Below are 15,750 nucleotides of genomic sequence, written 5' to 3'. Positions count from 1 at the left end.
GCTCCATTCACGCCCCTGGATACTGTAATGCGAATCGGCGCCCCCCGAAACACCGCAGGCAACGCGGGAATGACGCGCCGCAAGGTAACGGTAGGAGGCGGTACACGGGACAGTTTGATTGGGATCAACAGAATGACAGGACGTACGCGGGTGATGAGTCAGCCATGCCTGTGCAAGTCCGAATGATTGCCTCCGCACGCAAGCCTGTGCCCCGAGGCGTGAGGTTGAGCGGCAACGCCCTGATTCAGCCCCGAGCCGCACCCACAGTCATGCAGATACGCATGAAACATGTGCAAATTAGTTGATTTACGAAAATTTGCGCATAACCAAGAATGGTGACACCAACCCACGACATTCCTTTCGGGAGTTCACCATGTCACAAGCCTCCATGCTGGCCCTCATCGTCGAAGCCGCCGGCTCGCCGTTCTCGACCGTCCGGCTGCCCAGGCCGGAGGCCGGCCCCGGCCAAGTGCTGGTGCGCATCCTCGCCAGCGGCGTCAACCCGCTCGACACCAAGATCCGCGCCGGCAATGCGGCGCACGCCCGCCACCCCTTGCCGGCCGTGCTGGGGCTGGATATGGCTGGCGTGGTCGAAGCCGTCGGACCGGGTGTGACGGCCTTTGCCCCCGGCGACGAGGTCTATGGCATGACCGGCGGCGTGGGCGGCCTGCAAGGCTCGCTCGCGCAGTACGCGGCGGTGGATGCCGACCTGCTGGCGCCCAAGCCCGTCAATTTATCGATGCGCGAAGCCGCCGCGTTGCCGCTGGTGTTCATCACCGCGTGGGAAGGCCTGGTCGACCGGGCGCGGGTGCAGGCCGGGCAGAAGGTGCTGGTGCATGGCGGTGCGGGCGGCGTCGGGCACATCGCGGTACAGATCGCACGCGCGCTCGGCGCGCAGGTCTATGCCACCGGATCGGCCCGCCATCGGGAGATCATCGAAAGCTATGGCGCCACCGCGATCGACTTCGCGACGGCATCGGTCGAACAGTATGTCGGTGAACATACGGCAGGCGAAGGCTTCGACGTGGTCTACGACACCGTGGGCGGCGCGGTGCTGGACAGTGCCTTCCGGGCCGCGCGCACCTATGGCGGCCATGTGGTCAGTTGCCTGGGCTGGGGCACGCACTCGCTGGCGCCGCTGTCGTTCCGCGCCGCCACGTATTCGGGCGTGTTCACACTGATGCCTTTGCTGACCGGCAAGGGCCGCGCCCATCATGGCGAAATCCTGCGCGAAGCCACCCGGCTGGCCGAAGCCGGCAAGCTCACCATGCGGCTCGACCCGCGCCAGTTGCATCTCGGCAACGCGATCGAAGCGCACCAGGCCATCGAAAACGGTACGGCCAGCGGCAAGCTGGTGGTGGAAATTGCGAAGGACTGAGCGCGCGCCGCGCTAGCCACCGCCGAGGCGCTCGATGGTGGCATYGAGGAAGGCACGCAGCCGTCCGAGCCGGCGCAGGTCGCGGTGATAGCCGACCCATACATCGCGCCGCGGCGGCGGCTCGCCCATATCGATGGCCTGCAGGCCTCCGACGCGCTCGGCCAGCAGGCAGGGCAATACCGCCAGCCCGGCGCCGGCCGCGCACATCTTTGCCTGCGCCTCGCGGCTGTTGCTGCCGAACGCCACCCTGGCCCCGGGCAGGAGCTTGCGCATCCAGGCCACGTCGGGCAGGTCGGCCAGGCCGGTATCCAGGGTCAGCAGGGCATGGCCCTCGCCATCGCCGGGGCGCGGCGGCGCCACACCGGGCGCCGAGTAGAGCGCGTAGTCCATCTGCATCAGCTTGCGCTGCACGACATCGGGTTCGTCGAACGCGCGGATGCGGAACACCAGGTCGGCCTCGCGGCGTGCCAGGCTGAGCAGGCGCGCATCGGTCACCAGTTCCACCGCGACGCGTGGATGGGCGCGGATAAAGTCCGCGATCACTGGCGTCAGCATGTGCACGCCAAACCAGTCCGACGACGAAATCCGCAACATGCCATCGAGTTCCCGCGCCTGGCCCGACAACTGGCGCTCGAAGGCAATGGCCTCCTCCTCGATGCGCTCCGCGTGGGCGAGCACGGCAGCGCCCTCGTCGGTCAGCACGAAACCCTCGCTGGTGCGCTGGAACAAGGCGTGCCCGACGGCCTCCTCCAGCGCCTTGAGCCTGCGCCCCATGGTCGGCTGGGTCTGCCCGGTCATGCGCGCGGCGCCGCCGAGGGTGCCGGCGCGGGCAATCGCCAGGAAGACTTTGATATCGCTCCAATCCATCTGCGGAATTTGCCGGCCTTGAAGTTGAGAGGCAGTTGAATGCGGCGCGGCAAGGACATCGCCCGCGGCTGCGCGATGATGGCACGGCGCCGCGGCGCCAACAACAGGGTGAGCGGCGGCCCTGCCGACAGGCGCTCAGGCGCTGGGCGCCTCGTCGCCGCCCAGCGCCCAATAGTCCGGCACTTCCGGGCTGGGGCTGCGCAGCACCATGGTATGGCCGCACTGGCGGCATCGATAGACATAGGCCGCGCCACCCACCGCCGGCGCGTCTGTCCGCGCGGCCTCCAGGTCCGGGTGGGGCGGCAGGTGTCCTGGCCTGCCGGCCTGGCGCTCGCATCGCTCACACGGCAACATTGCGCTCCTCTTGCTGATTGTTGATCGCTAATTGCTGATGGACGGCCAAGGTCCGGATGGTCGGCCACGGCCGCGGAACGGGTCTTGTGGAGACCGGCGGGCGTCACATTGCGGCGATGGGCGATGGAAACCGGCACACGCAGGCCGCCGGCACTGCCATGGCGTGTAGTGGCCATGCGCGCATGCATGAACAAGCCGGGAGGACGGAAAACCAGTGGCTTCGTGCCGCGCTCCATCCTGGCTTCCGAGGGTCGCATGCGAACTGCTGCGACGCACAATAATTATAGGCGCTGGATACCGTATCGCGTTATATAAAGGCCAACGGGACACATTTTGCGGTGCAATAAAACAACCGTCAGAAAACGCAACAATCCCGGGACCGCGGACGATCGCCAATAGGCCGGCGCGCAACTCCCATCTTCGAAATAGCGCGCAACAGCAAGGAGGGCGGGGCCAGGCAGACACGGATTTCGTCAAAAAACCTGCCATCCCCGTGAGGGAGAAGTATCTGCTGGCCCCGCCGGATCTTAGCCGCCGGTTATTTCAATGTTGCGACGATGCGCGATGCCGGTTGCGGATGCGCACCGCACATGCCGCCCATGCCGCCCACGCCTATGGTGCCGGCGCGGCCTCGCTGCCGATGGCCTGCAGCGCTGCTTTGTCGCACAGGATCAGGCGTCCGTATTCCAGGCGCAGCACCCCCTGCTTCTCCCAGTCCTTGAGTTGCCGGTTGACGCTCTGGCGAGACACGCCGAGCATGTGGCTCAGCTCCTCCTGGGACAGCTTCAGCGCGGGGCGCCCGCCCTGCGTTTGCATGCCTTGCGCCGACAGCGCGTGCGCGTGCTCGACGGCAAGCAGGCGCCGCGCCRGGCGCACCGGGAACGGCATCAGGATCACCTCATCGATCCATTCCAGCGCGCTACGGTAGCGCCGGCAGATCAGTTGCGTGAATTCCATCAGCAAGCGCGGTTCCCGTGCAATCAGCGCATGGAAGGTGGCCGCGGGAATCACCAGCACTTCGCTCGCCTCGGCGGCGCGGGTGTCGTACACGCGATGCGCATCGATAAACAGCGAGACCTCGCCAAACCACTGCCCCGCTTCGAGCAGGCTGAGGACAGCCTCGCGCCCGTTTTGCGCCGTGCTGCTGACCTTGATAGCGCCGCGCTCGACGCAGAAGAGCGCATCCGGGTTGGAGCCGTAGGTGAACAGCACCTCGCCCTTCGCCAACTGGCGGCGCATGGCATGCGATCTGAGCAGGGCTTCCAGCCCGGCGGAAAACTGCCCGCTGGCGGCGGCATGGCCTTCGTGCGACTGCGGGTGTGGGCTCATGTGCATGGGCTCGGATTGGACACTTGCTGGCGGGACGGCAGCCCCTGGAACATAAAGCGCGTTCTACGCGGGATCGGTGCGAAACCAGCCGGTCAGCGCCCAGCGGGTCTTGTGGCAGGGCAGCACCTCATGCGGGACCAGGTCGCTGCGAAACACCACCAGCCGCGCGCGCTTCGGCAGCACGCGGTGCAGTGCGGCGGCATCGCCGTCCCGGGCGTAGAGAGCGAGTTCGCCGCCGTCGTGCTCGTCCCAATGCGGATTGAGATACAGCACCAGCGAAATCTTCCGGTGGAGGGTCGCACGATGCTGGTCGATGTGCTTCTTGTAGGCCGTGCCCACGGGATAGTGAGAGAAGTGAAATTCCTCGCGCTTCAAACCCAGGAAGTACCTGGCGTTCAAATCCGCGCGAAAGGCCGCCGCCCACGCCTGGAAATCCTGCCTGGCCGTGCCGGCAGGCGYATCGTCGAGCCACAGGATCGAATCGCCGCGAATGCCGGCGTCGCGTGCCGTCTCTTCGCCTCGCCCGATCCGGGCCGGGTGGAACAGGCCGGCCTCCCACGCAGCGCGGCTCTCGTCATGCAGCCGCGCGGCCAGCGTGCTGTCGATAAGGTCGTCGGAAACAGCCCAGCCCCGCTCTTCGAGGGCGACAAACAGACTTTCCAGTGCGGACATAGATACCTGATTTCAATACGGAACAACATAAACAACGAGACAAAAAACCAAAGCGCGCCGCACGCGCTTGCCCGCGAGACGGCGCGCGAATTCGGCACGCATCCTGCGCCGGACAGCTTGACCGGCGCCGGCTGAACAACTGGTGTGGGCCGGGAGCGACTAGAGTCCGCTACTGTCGAGATACTCCAGCGCCAGGCTCACCGCGCGCCGTGCCTTGAGTGCATAGATCACCTGCCGGTCCCGGATGATGAGCGCCAGCACGTCGGCCTGCGTCAGCTCCTGGAAGTGATGGCTGGCGCGCGGCAGGCTCAGCCCGGCCACGACGGCCAGTTCGGAGGCCGGCATGCCAGCGTCACCCGCATCCAGCAGCGCGCGGCAGATGGCGGCGCGCGCCGGCACCGCCAGCAGCGCGTAGGTCAGTGTGCTTTCTTGATCGGTCTCCATGGCCACGTCTTCCCGCTCGTCGTCCAGATATCGTTATTGTGCGTCGCCGGCCGTCGGGATTGCTGCAGCTCGCCCGCCGCGACCGCCTGACATCTACTTTCTACGCGGCAGGCGCGGCAAAAGCAACCAGCCAGGGCATGCCGGCGCACAATGACACAAGATTACAACAGGCCGCGACACGCGCGTGCAGGCCGCGCCCGCTCGCACAAGCCGCGGCTGAGGGATGCGCACAAGCGATCCGGCGCGTGGTCGCGCAACGGTCGTCACTGCGCTCATGGGACGAACTACCGCACTGCACAAATCGGCGAGATTTGACTTTATGCCTTTGACGCTGAGTCGCGCCCCCCTACGTCACTTCAATCACCCCATTCATCGTCTCGTGCCCCGACCCGCAGAAAATATCGCACAGGAACCCGAATGTCCCGGCCGTCTTCGCCATCGCCGGAACCCGTACCACCTTGCCGGGAGGCAAGTCGGCACGAATACCGAAATCCGGCACGCTAAACCCCATCATCGCATCCTGCGCCGTCAACTCGAACACCACCGGCTCACCGGCGCGCAGCGCAATCCGGTCCGGCGTGAAGACAAACTTCCGCGCATGCACCTTGATCACCCGCGGTTCGGCAGCCGCGCCATGCAATAGCGGCACGCCGCCCGCCAGGGCAAGCAGGCAGCACAGCGCCCGCCTGCGGCTGATTCCTTCCCGTAGTGTCAGTGTTGCCGGCATGATCCACTCCTGATTGTTTCCCCGGCACGATGGACGGACCACCGCGCTTCAGCCCGTGACTGGCTTTTCCTCGATCCCGAGATCGCCCGACGCGCGGCGCGCCTCCACCTCTCGCCACCCCAGCCCGCGATAAGGCTGCGCCGGATCCCACGGCAGCGGCAAACGCTGCGCCTGCGACCCCGCCGCCGGCAGCGGGAACATCAGCGAACGCGCCGCGTGATGCGCGATATGCCCGGTCATATGGTGATGCTCCTGGTGGATGTGTCCATAGAACACCGTCACGTTGGGATGCGGCATCAACCGCTCGATCACCTGCGCGCCATCGCGCGTCGCCCAGTCCCATTGCGGATAGAGGTCGAACAAAGGCCGATGGGTGAACACCACGATCCGGGCCGACTGCGGCTGCCGTGCAAGATCGGCGGCGAGCCAGTCGAGTTGCGCCGCGCCGACCCGGCCGGCGGGATCCGACACGTTGTCCAGCACGATGAAATGCACSCCCTTGTGRTCGAACAYATAGTGCGTGGGMCCGAACARCTCGCGRTAGGCGGCSCCSKCGTCSAGGCYGGCRTCGTGCTCGCCCGGCATCAGGTGCACAACCGGTACCTTGAGCGCGGCGATGATGGACTGGAACTCGCGCATGCGCCGGCGGCGCTCGGCGGGATCGTCGGTGGTATGCGTGAGATCGCCAGTGAACATCAGGAAATCCGGCGGCTCCGCCAGCGCGTTGACCGCCGCGACCGCCTTGGGCAAGGTGCCGCGCGCATCCGGGTTGGGCGGCCCCTGGAAACCCCAGTGCGCGTCCGACAGCTGGACAAAGTAAAAGGCTTCATCGCGCCCGGCCGCCCATCCGGGCAAGGCCGACGCAAATACCGCACCGCCGGCGCAGGCGGCAAGCCCGAGGAAATCGCGCCGTTTCCATGCTCGCTTCATGTTGGCTCCATCCGTGGCTTGGGGGATGTCTGTCATACCGAAGCGAAGCCGTGTTTATTCCCGCCGCCCGCGCTATTTTTTTCCGCGGTGGGACACGGCGATCGGGAATAAACTCGGGGCGTCACAGGTATACGCTGACAAACAGGCACACAGGACGAGCGGCACCGATGTGCCCGCCCGGCCGTCGGGCCGAAGGAGTGACGTGAACGCAGCCGACCGGCGCCGCCGATTCAACGATCTGGTGCTTCCGCATCTCGACGCCGCCTACAACCTGGCGCGCTGGCTGTCGGGCAATCCCGCCGAGGCGGATGACGTGGTACAGGAAGCCTGCCTGCGTGCCTTCTGTTTTTTCGACAGTTTCCGGGGCGACCAGCCGCGCGCATGGTTGCTGGCAATCGTGCGCAATACCTGGTTCACCGCCTGGCGCAAGCGGCATCAGCCTGGCCAGGGCGACGGCGCGGGCTACGACGACGCGCATTACGATGGCACGCCCCTGCCCGGCTGGCAGGACGGCCACGGCGACGGCCCGGAGCAGTGGCTGTTGCGCGCCGAGGATGTCCGCCTGCTGCATCTCGCGCTGGAGCAACTCCCGCTGGCCTTCCGCGAAGTCCTGGTGCTGCGCGAACTGGAGGATCTGCCTTATCGCGACATCGCCACCATCGCGGATATCCCGCTGGGCACCGTGATGTCGCGACTGGCCCGTGCGCGCAAGCTGCTGGCGGTGACGGTGATCGCCCTGCGCGCGCAGGGGACGCGAACCGCCAGCGGCAACACCGGCGCGGCAAGCACCCTGTCCGCCGCGCCGGCAACGGGCAGGACAGCCACGGCAACCGGCATGCACGGAACGCCGCCGCAACCTGCCGGGGAGACAGGCCATGAACTGCACTGACGCGCGCTTGCTGCTGCACGCCTGTGCCGACGGCGAACTCGGCGCGGGCGATGCCTTGCGTCTGGAACGGCACCTGGCGCAATGCGCGGGCTGTACCGCCGAACTAGCCCAACTGCGCGAGCTGGGCACCGCCTTGCGCGCGCATGCGCCCTACCATCGTGCCGGCCCGGCGCTACGCGCGAGCCTGAGCGCCGCACTGGCCCAGGCGCAGGCCACCAGCCCCGCGGAGCCGGCGCAGCGTTTTGCCGGCAGCGGTGGCGTCACGGCATCCTCCGGCAACGCCAGCGCCTGGTGGCAACGGATACGGCGCTATTTCGAATGGAGCCCGGCCGCCAATGCCGCCATGGCGACACTCACGGTGGCGACGCTGGGCGTCAGCATGGTCCGGTACGCACTAAACGACGGGCCTGAGCAATCGGTGCAAGGCGAGACGGTCAGCAGCCATGTGCGCGCGCTGCTCTCGGGGCACACGATCGATGTCGCCTCATCGGACCGGCACACGGTCAAGCCCTGGTTCAACGGCAGGATCGACTACGCGCCGACCGTGCGGGATCTGGCCGCGCAAGGCTTTCCGCTGGTCGGGGGGCGGCTTGACTACGTGCACGGAAGGGCGGTCGCCGTGCTGGTCTACCGCCGCAACCAGCACCCCATCGATGTCTTCGTGCTGCCGTTGCAGACTGACGACAAACCGGACAGGACAAACACCGGCGCTCGCGGCAACCGCGCGCCGCCCGAGATGACGGCACGCAACGGCTACCAGCTCGCCACCTGGGACGCGGACGGCATGCGTTACGCCGCCGTCACCGATGCGTCCGCCGACGACTTGCTGCGCTTCACGCAGGCCTGGCGCGCGGCCGGCGACAGCCACGCGCCCTGAGCCCGCGCCCGCTCAGCCCAGCACAAAAGGCAGCTGCCGCTGGCGCTTGCCGGTCAGCGTAAACAACGCGTTCGCCACTGCCGGCGCAATCGCCGGCACGCCCGGCTCGCCCAGCCCGGTGGGCGGATCCCCGGAGGGCACGAAGAACACATCCACCACCGGCGCATCGGTGATGCGCGGCGGCGGATAGTCGGGGAAATTGCTGTTCTTCACCGCGCCGTTTTCGATCTCGATGGCAAAGCCCGGCCGCGTCATCGCCAGTCCGAACACGCACGCGCCCTGCACCTGCGCCTCGGCGGACATGGGATTGACCACGCGGTTGGCATGCACCCCGGCGGTCACGCGATGCACGCGCGGCTCGTTCTTCACCAGCGACACTTCCACCACATAGGCCACCACCGTATTGAACGACTCGTGCACCGCCACGCCCCAGGCCTGGCCCTTGGGCAGCTTGCGCTTGCCGTAGCCGGATTTTTGCACCGCCAGCTCCAGCGCCGCGCGATGGCGCGCGTGCTTTGCCCCGTCCAGCCGGGAAAGGCGGTACGCCACCGGATCCTGCCTGGCGTTCACCGCGATTTCGTCGACCAGCGTTTCCTTGACGAAGGCGGTATGCGTGTTACCTACCGAGCGCCACCACAGCACCGGCACGTCCACCTGCGGGTGGTGCACCGACAACTGCAGCGGGAAGCCGTAGTCGTTCTCGACGATGCCCTCGACCATGGTCGCGTCCACCCCGCCCTTGACCATGAAGGCCTCGAACGGCGTGCCCGCGAGGATCGACTGGCCAACGACGGTGTGTTGCCAGCCGAGCACCTGCCCTTTCGCGTCCATGCCGATGCGCGCGCGATGCACATGCAGCGGCCGGTAGTAGCCGCCGCGGATATCGTCCTCGCGGCTCCACATCACCTTGAGCGGCTCGTCATGGCCGTTCTTGACCCAGGCCAGCAGGACGTTGGCGGCCTCTACCAGATAATCGGAGGTGGGCACGGCGCGCCGGCCGAAGCCGCCACCCGCCATCATGGTATTGAGCGTGACCTTGGCCGGTGGCAGCCCGAGCACGCGCCCGATGGCGGCCTGGTCCACGGTCTGGAACTGCGACCCCACCCATACCTTGACGCTTTGCACTGTCTTGCCGGTCAGCTCCGCCTGCATGGTGCAGTTCAGCGGCTCCATCGGCGCGTGCGCCAGGTAGGGGAATTCATAGTCCGCCTCGATGGTGCGCGCGGCGCCCGACATGGCGCCGGTATCGCCCCGCAGCGCGACCGTGCCGGGCGATGCGGCGAGCGTCTTGTATTGCGCGAACAGCGCCTTGGTGGAAGCGCGGGAGCCGGCGTCCTCCCATACGAGCTCCAGCGCATCGCGCCCCTGCTTGGCCGGCCAGTAGCCGTCCGCCACTACCGCCACGCCGGTGCCGCCGCGATCCACGGGCACCAGCATCACATCGGCCACGCCTTTGATCGCGCGCGCCTTGTCGGCATTAAAAGACTTCACCTTGCCGCCAAAGCGCGGCGGACGGGCCACTACGGCCACGACCATGTCCTTGAGGCGCACGTCGATGCCGAAGGCGGTGCTGGCATCCAGCTTGCCGCGCGCGTCCAGGCGCCGCGTGGGCTTGCCGATCAGCTTGAACTGCGCCGGATCCTTGAGCGTCACCTGCTGCGGCACCGGCAGCGCCATGGCCGCCTTTGCCAGTTCGCCGAAGGTGGCGCGATGGCTGCCGGAGCTGACCACGCCCAGCGCCACCTGGCAGCTCGACGGATCGACCTCCCATTGCTTTGCCGCCGCGGATACCAGCATGGCGCGGGCGCGCGCGCCCAGCTCCCGGTATTGCTGGAAGGAGTGATTGAGCGCGGTGGAGCCGCCGGTCATCTGCATGCCGAAAGCGGGATCCTTGTAGGCGTCGCCGGCGGGCGCCAGCGTGGCGCGCACATTGCGCCAGTCCACGTCGAGTTCCTCGGCCAGCGCCATCGGCAACGCGGTATGCACGCCCTGGCCGAATTCGAGCCGGTTGACCGCTACCGTGACCGTATTGTCCGGCGCGATCAGCAGGAAAGCCTGTGGCGGAGAAGGCGGCGCCTTGGGCGCCCCGCCTTCCTGCGCCAGCGCGGCCGGCACGGGCAGCACGCCCAGCGCCAGCCCGCCGCCGGCAAAGCCGGTCAGCTTGAGAAAGCCGCGGCGGTCCAGCGTGGCGGCGGCCCCGGCAGCCTCGGTGCCCCGGGGGTTGCCGCCGGCCAGCGCTTCGAGTTGTCTGATTCGCATGGTGTCGTCCCCTTGTCCCCTTAAGCCAGCGCGCGCGCCGCGTCCTTGATGGCCGCGCGGATGCGCTGGTAGGTGCCGCAGCGGCACAGGTTGCCGGCCATCGCCTGGTCGATGTCGGCGTCGCTCGGGTGCTTCTTGGTGCGCAGCAGCCCTATCGCGCTCATGACCTGGCCGTTCTGGCAGTAGCCGCACTGGGCCACGTCATGCTTGATCCAGGCATCGAGCACCGCGCGGCCGACCTTGTCGCCGGAAACGCCTTCGATGGTAGTGATGCGCCCGCCCTGCGCGGCCGAGACGGGTGTCACGCAACTGCGCGTGGCCTGGCCGTTTACGTGCACCGTGCATGCGCCGCACGCGGCCATGCCGCAACCGAACTTGGTGCCGGTCATGCCGAGGTTGTCGCGCAGCGCCCACAGCAGGGGCGTGGAAGGATCAACGTCTACCTGCACAGGCTTGCCGTTGATAACTAGCGTGGTCATGGGGGATGCTCCTTGGGTCTGTTTGCCCTGGTCCGCCCCGGCATGGTGCAGAGGTTGACTCCTGCCGCACCGGGCCGCCGGCGGCCGGTGAGCGGCGTCCGCCCATGCCTCGGCGCGGGCGCCATGCAACTTTCTGAGAATAGTGCAAAAAGGGCGTACGCGTGCAGTACGGGGCACCGGCCCCAGGGACGCAGCGAACTTGGCTGCGAGGCTGGCAGTCTGCTTCTTATCGGCAGCCAGCCACACGGAAGCCCGGACTCGTGCCCGAATCATCCACCACCATGTTGCCTTCCGGATCGCGCCCCCCTCTTGAGCCCGCCCCGGCCGCAGCACTCCCGGCACCCAGCCGCGCCAGCCGCCCGGTGGCGAATGCGGCGCCCGCCACGCTCGACAGCATCCAGGCGCTGCGCGGGCTGGCCGCGGCCTACGTGCTGGTCTATCACTCGGGCCTGCGCCTGGGCGGCGAACAGTTCCCGCTGCTGGCGTGGCTCACCCAACATGTGATCAAGCGCGGCCATGTCGGCGTGGATGTGTTCTTCGTCATCAGCGGATTCATCATCGCCTGGGTGGCGGTGCTCGGGCGCACCGAGCCCGAACCGGCGCTGGTTTTCGCCATCCGCCGCGCCTGCCGGCTTGCGCCGCCGTACTGGATCATGTCGGCACTGCACGCGCTCACGCTCAATCCGGTGAGCCTGGCGGTGTTCGCCGGTTCGCTGGCCTTCCTGCCGGTCGCGCACGAGGACCCGCCTTATTTCGGCTATCCGGCGCTGTACGTGGGCTGGTCGCTCAACTACGAGATGGCCTTCTATGCGATCTTCGCGCTCGGCCTGCTGGTGGCACGGCGCCGGGCGCTGCTGGTGGTGGCCGCGGTGCTGGGGTGCACCACGCTGTTGTTGCCCTGGTGGCGCTTCGGCGCGGTGGACCCCGACCCGGCGCATCTCTACCCGTTCACCTCGACGTGGGTGGCCATGATCGCAAATCCGCTGGTGCTGGAATTCGCGCTCGGCTGCGCGCTGGCATGGGTCTACGCGCGCGCGCGCCATCGATTCACGCGCCGCGTGGCCATCGCCTTGCTGGCAATCGGTGTGGGCAGCTTCGCCCTYTCGCTGTGGCTGGTGGAGCCGGAGTTCAGCCTGGCGGGACGCGGCTTGCCCGCGGGCGCGCTGCTGTTCGGCGCGGTGGCGGCCGAGCACGCAGGCCTGCTGCGCGTGCCGCGCTCGCTGGTATGGCTGGGCGAGCTATCGTACGCGCTCTACCTGACCCATCCCACGGTGATCGAAGCCGTGAAGCGGCTGATGCCGGAGCTGGCGCCGGAACAAGTGGGCCTGCAGCTCACGCGTTTCGCCATCGACGCGGCGCTGGCGCTCGGCCTTGCCATGCTGCTGCATCGCTGGGTGGAGTTGCCGGCGATGGCAACAGGCAGGCGCCTCGCCGGCCGCTTCGCCACGCGCCGCCCAAGGGCAGGCGCGTGAGGGCGTGACAGACAGAGACAGCGCAGGCTGCCTCACGCTCACGCCAGGCCTTCCGGCGCGCGATCGATAAAGCCGGTCATGCTCTGCAGCCGGCCATCGGCCGCCACCGTGGCAAAGTCAGTGCCTACCACCACGGCGGCCGCCCCCGCCGGCGCCAGCTCCCACGTAAAACGCAGGTTGCCGCCGTGCGCATCGACAGGCGTAACGCGCGTAAAGCGAAAGCCGGGAAAGCGCTGCTGCACGGCGGCGATCATGGCGTCGATGCCCGCGTGGCCATCGCCGCGCATCAGCGGGTCGGCGTAGCTGGCGGACTCGGTCCACGTGCTGCCGATCAGCGCGCGCCGGCGCGCCGCATCGGTTTCGTTCCAGGCCGCGAGATAGCAGTCGGCCAGCGCGGCAAGGTCGGGGGCGGCGAAAGTGGCAGTAGCGGCGGTGCGATCCGATTCGGACATGGCGTTCTCCTTGGGTTGAGTGAGGAAGCTGTCCATATCATCGGCTCGCGCAGCGCCGTGCGCGATTACGCGCGAGGTAATCGTGGATGAAGTCTTCCGCGATACCCCTCCTCAGGGGGGGCATTAACCGAAATGGCCGCGGGACCTGGACGATACGCGCCGTGCATCACGGCGCCAGCCTGGCCGCCGGCGCCGTTCGGGAGCCACTGCGCCGGCTTGCATACCGCAAAACCGCGCGGCGCGCTAGTGCGAACAGCGGGAACACACCTGGGCTTATCGCCTCGTGCTCCCGGCATATCGCCGCTATATTGGTCGATTAGGCTGGGCCGCGCGTGCAACTTGCCGCAACACCCCGCCATCGCTCCCCTTTTCAAAACGCAGCTGCAGGCTGACGCGACATGACGCCAGATTTGGAAGTCCGCCCCTTGCCCATTCACTGCCCGCGCTGGCAGCGTGTGTTGCTGGCCGCCCTCGGCTTCTTCCTGCTGGCCCTGGCCGGCCTTGCCGTGTCTCGTTATCCGGGCAATGTGGCCATGCTCTGGCTGGCCAATGCGTTCGGCCTCGGCATCCTGCTGCATCAGCGGCACGGCGATGCGCCCTGGCTGCTGGCCGGCATGCTGGTGGCCGGCGTGCTGGCCAATGCGGCCATGGGCGACTTCCCCGCCGTTGCGGTGGCGCTGGCGCTGGGCAACGTGGCCGAAATCGCCTTCTCGGCCTGGCTGGTGCGCGCCATGACCAGCGGCGCCACGCTATCCCGGCCAGGTCCGCTGGCGCGCTTCGGGCTGACCCTCGGCGCCGCCGGCACGCTGGGGCCGGCGGTAGGCGCCACGATCGGCGCCGCCACCATAAGCACCGCCCACCACAGCGGCTTTGCTTCGGTGTGGTGGACCTGGTGGACGGCGGACTCGATGGGCATCGTGATGCTGCTGCCGCTGATGGTGTCGGTCACGCGCGAGCGCGTCGGCGATACCTTCCGCCGCGCGCGGTTGCCCCGCTTCGCCGCGCTGCTGGCGCTGTGCCTGGCCGTCGGCGCCGTGGCGCTATACAAGAGCAACGAGCCCTTCGTGGTAATGGCGCTGCCGCTGGTGCTGGCGGCGCTGATGACCAATCCCTTCGCTACCGCCCTGCTCACGCTGCTGGCAATCTGCGCCACGGTGGCGCTGGGGCTGGTGACGGCCTCGCTGGGGCAGGGCCCGAACGAGCCCTTCCTGTTGCAGTCGGTGCAACTGTCGACCGCGCTGATCATGGTGTTCCCGGTCTGCATCGCCTTCTTGCTGGAGCAGAACCGGCGCGACCGCAGCGAGCTGCGCGGCAGCGAACGGCGCTTTCGCCAGGCCATGGAGCACTCGGCCATCGGCATGGCGCTGGTAGGGCTGGACGGCCGCTGGCTGCAGGTCAACCGCGCCATCTGCGACCTGTTCGGCTACGAGGCCGGCGAACTCGCCGAACTGCCCTTCCCGATGATCACCCACCCGGACGATCTCGCCCCCGACATGCACCAGGTCGAACGGCTGCTGGCCGGCGAAATCGAGTCCTACCGGATAGAAAAGCGCTTCCGCCACAAGGACGGCAGCTACCGCTGGACCTTGCTGGCGGTATCCCTGGTGCATGACGAGGTCAGCGGCAAGCCGCTGCATTTCATCTCGCAGGTGGAGGACATCGACGAACGCAAGACCGCGCAGGAAAAGCTCGAGGCGCTGTCGCGCCGGACCCAGCTGGCCGTGGAAGCGGGTGGCGTGGGGATCTGGGAGTGGGACATCGCCAGCGGCGCCATCGAGTGGGATGCGCGCATGCACGCGTTGCACTGCGTCGATCCCGCGCGCGGCACGCCGGACATCAAGCGCTGGATCGCCATGGTGCATCCGGAGGACGTCGAGCAGGCGCGCAGCGAAATGCGCGACGCCGTGCGTGGCGTGCGCTCCTTCGATACCGAATACCGCATCCTGCTCCCCGACGGCGAGGTGCGGCATATCCGCGCCATGGCGATGGTATTGCGCGAGGACGACGGCACCGCGCTGACCATGATCGGCACCAACTGGGACATCACCGAACAGCACCGGCTCACCGACGCGCTGTTCGAGGAGAAGGAGCGCCTGCATATCACGCTGCGCTCGATCGGCGACGCGGTGATCTGCACCGACGCCGCCATGGGCGTGACGTTCATGAACCCCATCGCCGAGCAGCTTACCGGCTGGACCATGCAGTCCGCCGCCGGCCAGCCGCTCGAATCCATCTTCCGCATCGTCGACGAGCACAGCAACCTGCCGATCCCGAGCCCGGTGGCGCAGTGCCTGCAGACCTTGCGCCCGGTCTACCTGCAGGACGGCGCGGTGCTGCAAAGCCTGACCGGCGACCGCCACGACGTGCAGGACTCGGCCGCGCCCGTGCGCACCGCGTCCGGCGAGGTCATCGGCGCGGTGCTGGTGTTCCAGGACATCACCAGCGCCCGCGCGCTGCAGCGCGAGCTGGCCCATTCGGCCTCGCACGATGCGCTGACCGGCCTGCCCAACCGAATCTGGTTCGAGAAGCGGCTGCGCGAGGCCTGCGAGGCCGCGCGCATGCAGCAACGCCATCACGCGCTGTGCTTTATCGACCTGGACCGCTTCAAGATCGTCAACGAC

15 protein-coding genes are annotated in these 15,750 nt (G+C 67.8%); 5 read left to right on the top strand and 10 right to left on the bottom strand.

Annotated features, from left to right (window positions below; all coding sequences use genetic code 11):
- Window positions 1-373: 373 nt before the first annotated feature.
- Window positions 374-1,378, top strand: a complete 1,005-nt coding sequence (locus AC1DKD_RS27805) for a zinc-dependent alcohol dehydrogenase family protein (protein WP_441626448.1) — start codon at window positions 374-376, stop codon at window positions 1,376-1,378.
- A 12-nt stretch (window positions 1,379-1,390) separates the two neighbouring features.
- Here AC1DKD_RS27805 and AC1DKD_RS27800 read toward each other — a convergent pair whose 3' ends face one another.
- The 7 genes from AC1DKD_RS27800 to AC1DKD_RS27770 all read right to left on the bottom strand — a co-directional run bounded on the left by AC1DKD_RS27800 (window position 1,391) and on the right by AC1DKD_RS27770 (window position 6,701).
- The gene (locus tag AC1DKD_RS27800) at window positions 1,391-2,245 is read right to left on the bottom strand and encodes a LysR family transcriptional regulator (protein WP_477143952.1); all 855 of its coding nucleotides are present in this window, start codon (window positions 2,243-2,245) and stop codon (window positions 1,391-1,393) included.
- A gap of 135 nt (window positions 2,246-2,380) precedes the next feature.
- Window positions 2,381-2,599 (bottom strand): hypothetical protein, encoded by a 219-nt coding sequence (locus AC1DKD_RS27795; RefSeq protein WP_441626452.1) that lies wholly within the window; start codon window positions 2,597-2,599, stop codon window positions 2,381-2,383.
- A gap of 612 nt (window positions 2,600-3,211) precedes the next feature.
- On the bottom strand, window positions 3,212-3,928 hold the full coding sequence (locus tag AC1DKD_RS27790) for a Crp/Fnr family transcriptional regulator (protein WP_477143951.1): 717 nt from the start codon (window positions 3,926-3,928) through the stop codon (window positions 3,212-3,214).
- Window positions 3,929-3,991: 63 nt separating this feature from the next.
- On the bottom strand, window positions 3,992-4,600 hold the full coding sequence (locus AC1DKD_RS27785; RefSeq protein WP_477143950.1) for a 2OG-Fe(II) oxygenase: 609 nt from the start codon (window positions 4,598-4,600) through the stop codon (window positions 3,992-3,994).
- Between the two features lie 159 nt (window positions 4,601-4,759).
- Window positions 4,760-5,044, bottom strand: a complete 285-nt coding sequence (locus tag AC1DKD_RS27780; protein WP_045239210.1) for an ArsR/SmtB family transcription factor — start codon at window positions 5,042-5,044, stop codon at window positions 4,760-4,762.
- 346 nt (window positions 5,045-5,390) lie between these two features.
- Window positions 5,391-5,771, bottom strand: a complete 381-nt coding sequence (locus AC1DKD_RS27775) for a cupredoxin domain-containing protein (RefSeq protein ID WP_441626458.1) — start codon at window positions 5,769-5,771, stop codon at window positions 5,391-5,393.
- Between the two features lie 48 nt (window positions 5,772-5,819).
- Window positions 5,820-6,701, bottom strand: coding sequence for a metallophosphoesterase family protein (locus AC1DKD_RS27770; protein ID WP_477143949.1), 882 nt, complete (start codon window positions 6,699-6,701; stop codon window positions 5,820-5,822).
- A 202-nt stretch (window positions 6,702-6,903) separates the two neighbouring features.
- Here AC1DKD_RS27770 and AC1DKD_RS27765 point away from each other — a divergent pair, with 202 nt between their 5' ends.
- A complete protein-coding gene (locus AC1DKD_RS27765) occupies window positions 6,904-7,590 on the top strand; it encodes an RNA polymerase sigma factor (RefSeq protein ID WP_441626460.1) in 687 nt (228 codons plus the stop codon).
- Window positions 7,577-8,467: an anti-sigma factor family protein gene (locus tag AC1DKD_RS27760; RefSeq protein ID WP_441626462.1), complete on the top strand. Its 891-nt coding sequence runs from the start codon at window positions 7,577-7,579 to the stop codon at window positions 8,465-8,467. Before AC1DKD_RS27765 ends, AC1DKD_RS27760 begins: the two co-directional genes overlap by 14 nt.
- Window positions 8,468-8,479: 12 nt before the next feature.
- Here the strand turns inward: AC1DKD_RS27760 and AC1DKD_RS27755 are convergent, their stop codons facing one another.
- The gene (locus tag AC1DKD_RS27755; RefSeq protein ID WP_441626464.1) at window positions 8,480-10,726 is read right to left on the bottom strand and encodes a xanthine dehydrogenase family protein molybdopterin-binding subunit; all 2,247 of its coding nucleotides are present in this window, start codon (window positions 10,724-10,726) and stop codon (window positions 8,480-8,482) included.
- A 20-nt stretch (window positions 10,727-10,746) separates the two neighbouring features.
- On the bottom strand, window positions 10,747-11,205 hold the full coding sequence (locus tag AC1DKD_RS27750) for a (2Fe-2S)-binding protein (RefSeq protein WP_441626466.1): 459 nt from the start codon (window positions 11,203-11,205) through the stop codon (window positions 10,747-10,749).
- Window positions 11,206-11,465: 260 nt separating this feature from the next.
- Here AC1DKD_RS27750 and AC1DKD_RS27745 point away from each other — a divergent pair, with 260 nt between their 5' ends.
- Window positions 11,466-12,677 carry an acyltransferase family protein gene (locus AC1DKD_RS27745; RefSeq protein ID WP_441626467.1) on the top strand — a complete coding sequence of 404 codons (1,212 nt, stop codon included), beginning with the start codon at window positions 11,466-11,468 and terminating at the stop codon, window positions 12,675-12,677.
- A 38-nt stretch (window positions 12,678-12,715) separates the two neighbouring features.
- Here AC1DKD_RS27745 and AC1DKD_RS27740 read toward each other — a convergent pair whose 3' ends face one another.
- A complete protein-coding gene (locus AC1DKD_RS27740; protein ID WP_441626469.1) occupies window positions 12,716-13,129 on the bottom strand; it encodes a nuclear transport factor 2 family protein in 414 nt (137 codons plus the stop codon).
- 398 nt (window positions 13,130-13,527) lie between these two features.
- Between AC1DKD_RS27740 and AC1DKD_RS27735 the strand changes: the two genes are divergently transcribed.
- On the top strand, window positions 13,528-15,750 hold a 2,223-nt coding region (locus AC1DKD_RS27735), incomplete at its 3' end, for a PAS domain S-box protein (protein ID WP_477143948.1).

The organism is Cupriavidus sp. 05T313, assembly GCF_056396665.1.
Note: the sequence above shows the minus strand (reverse complement) of the source record. Positions and strands in the feature narration are given on the sequence as shown.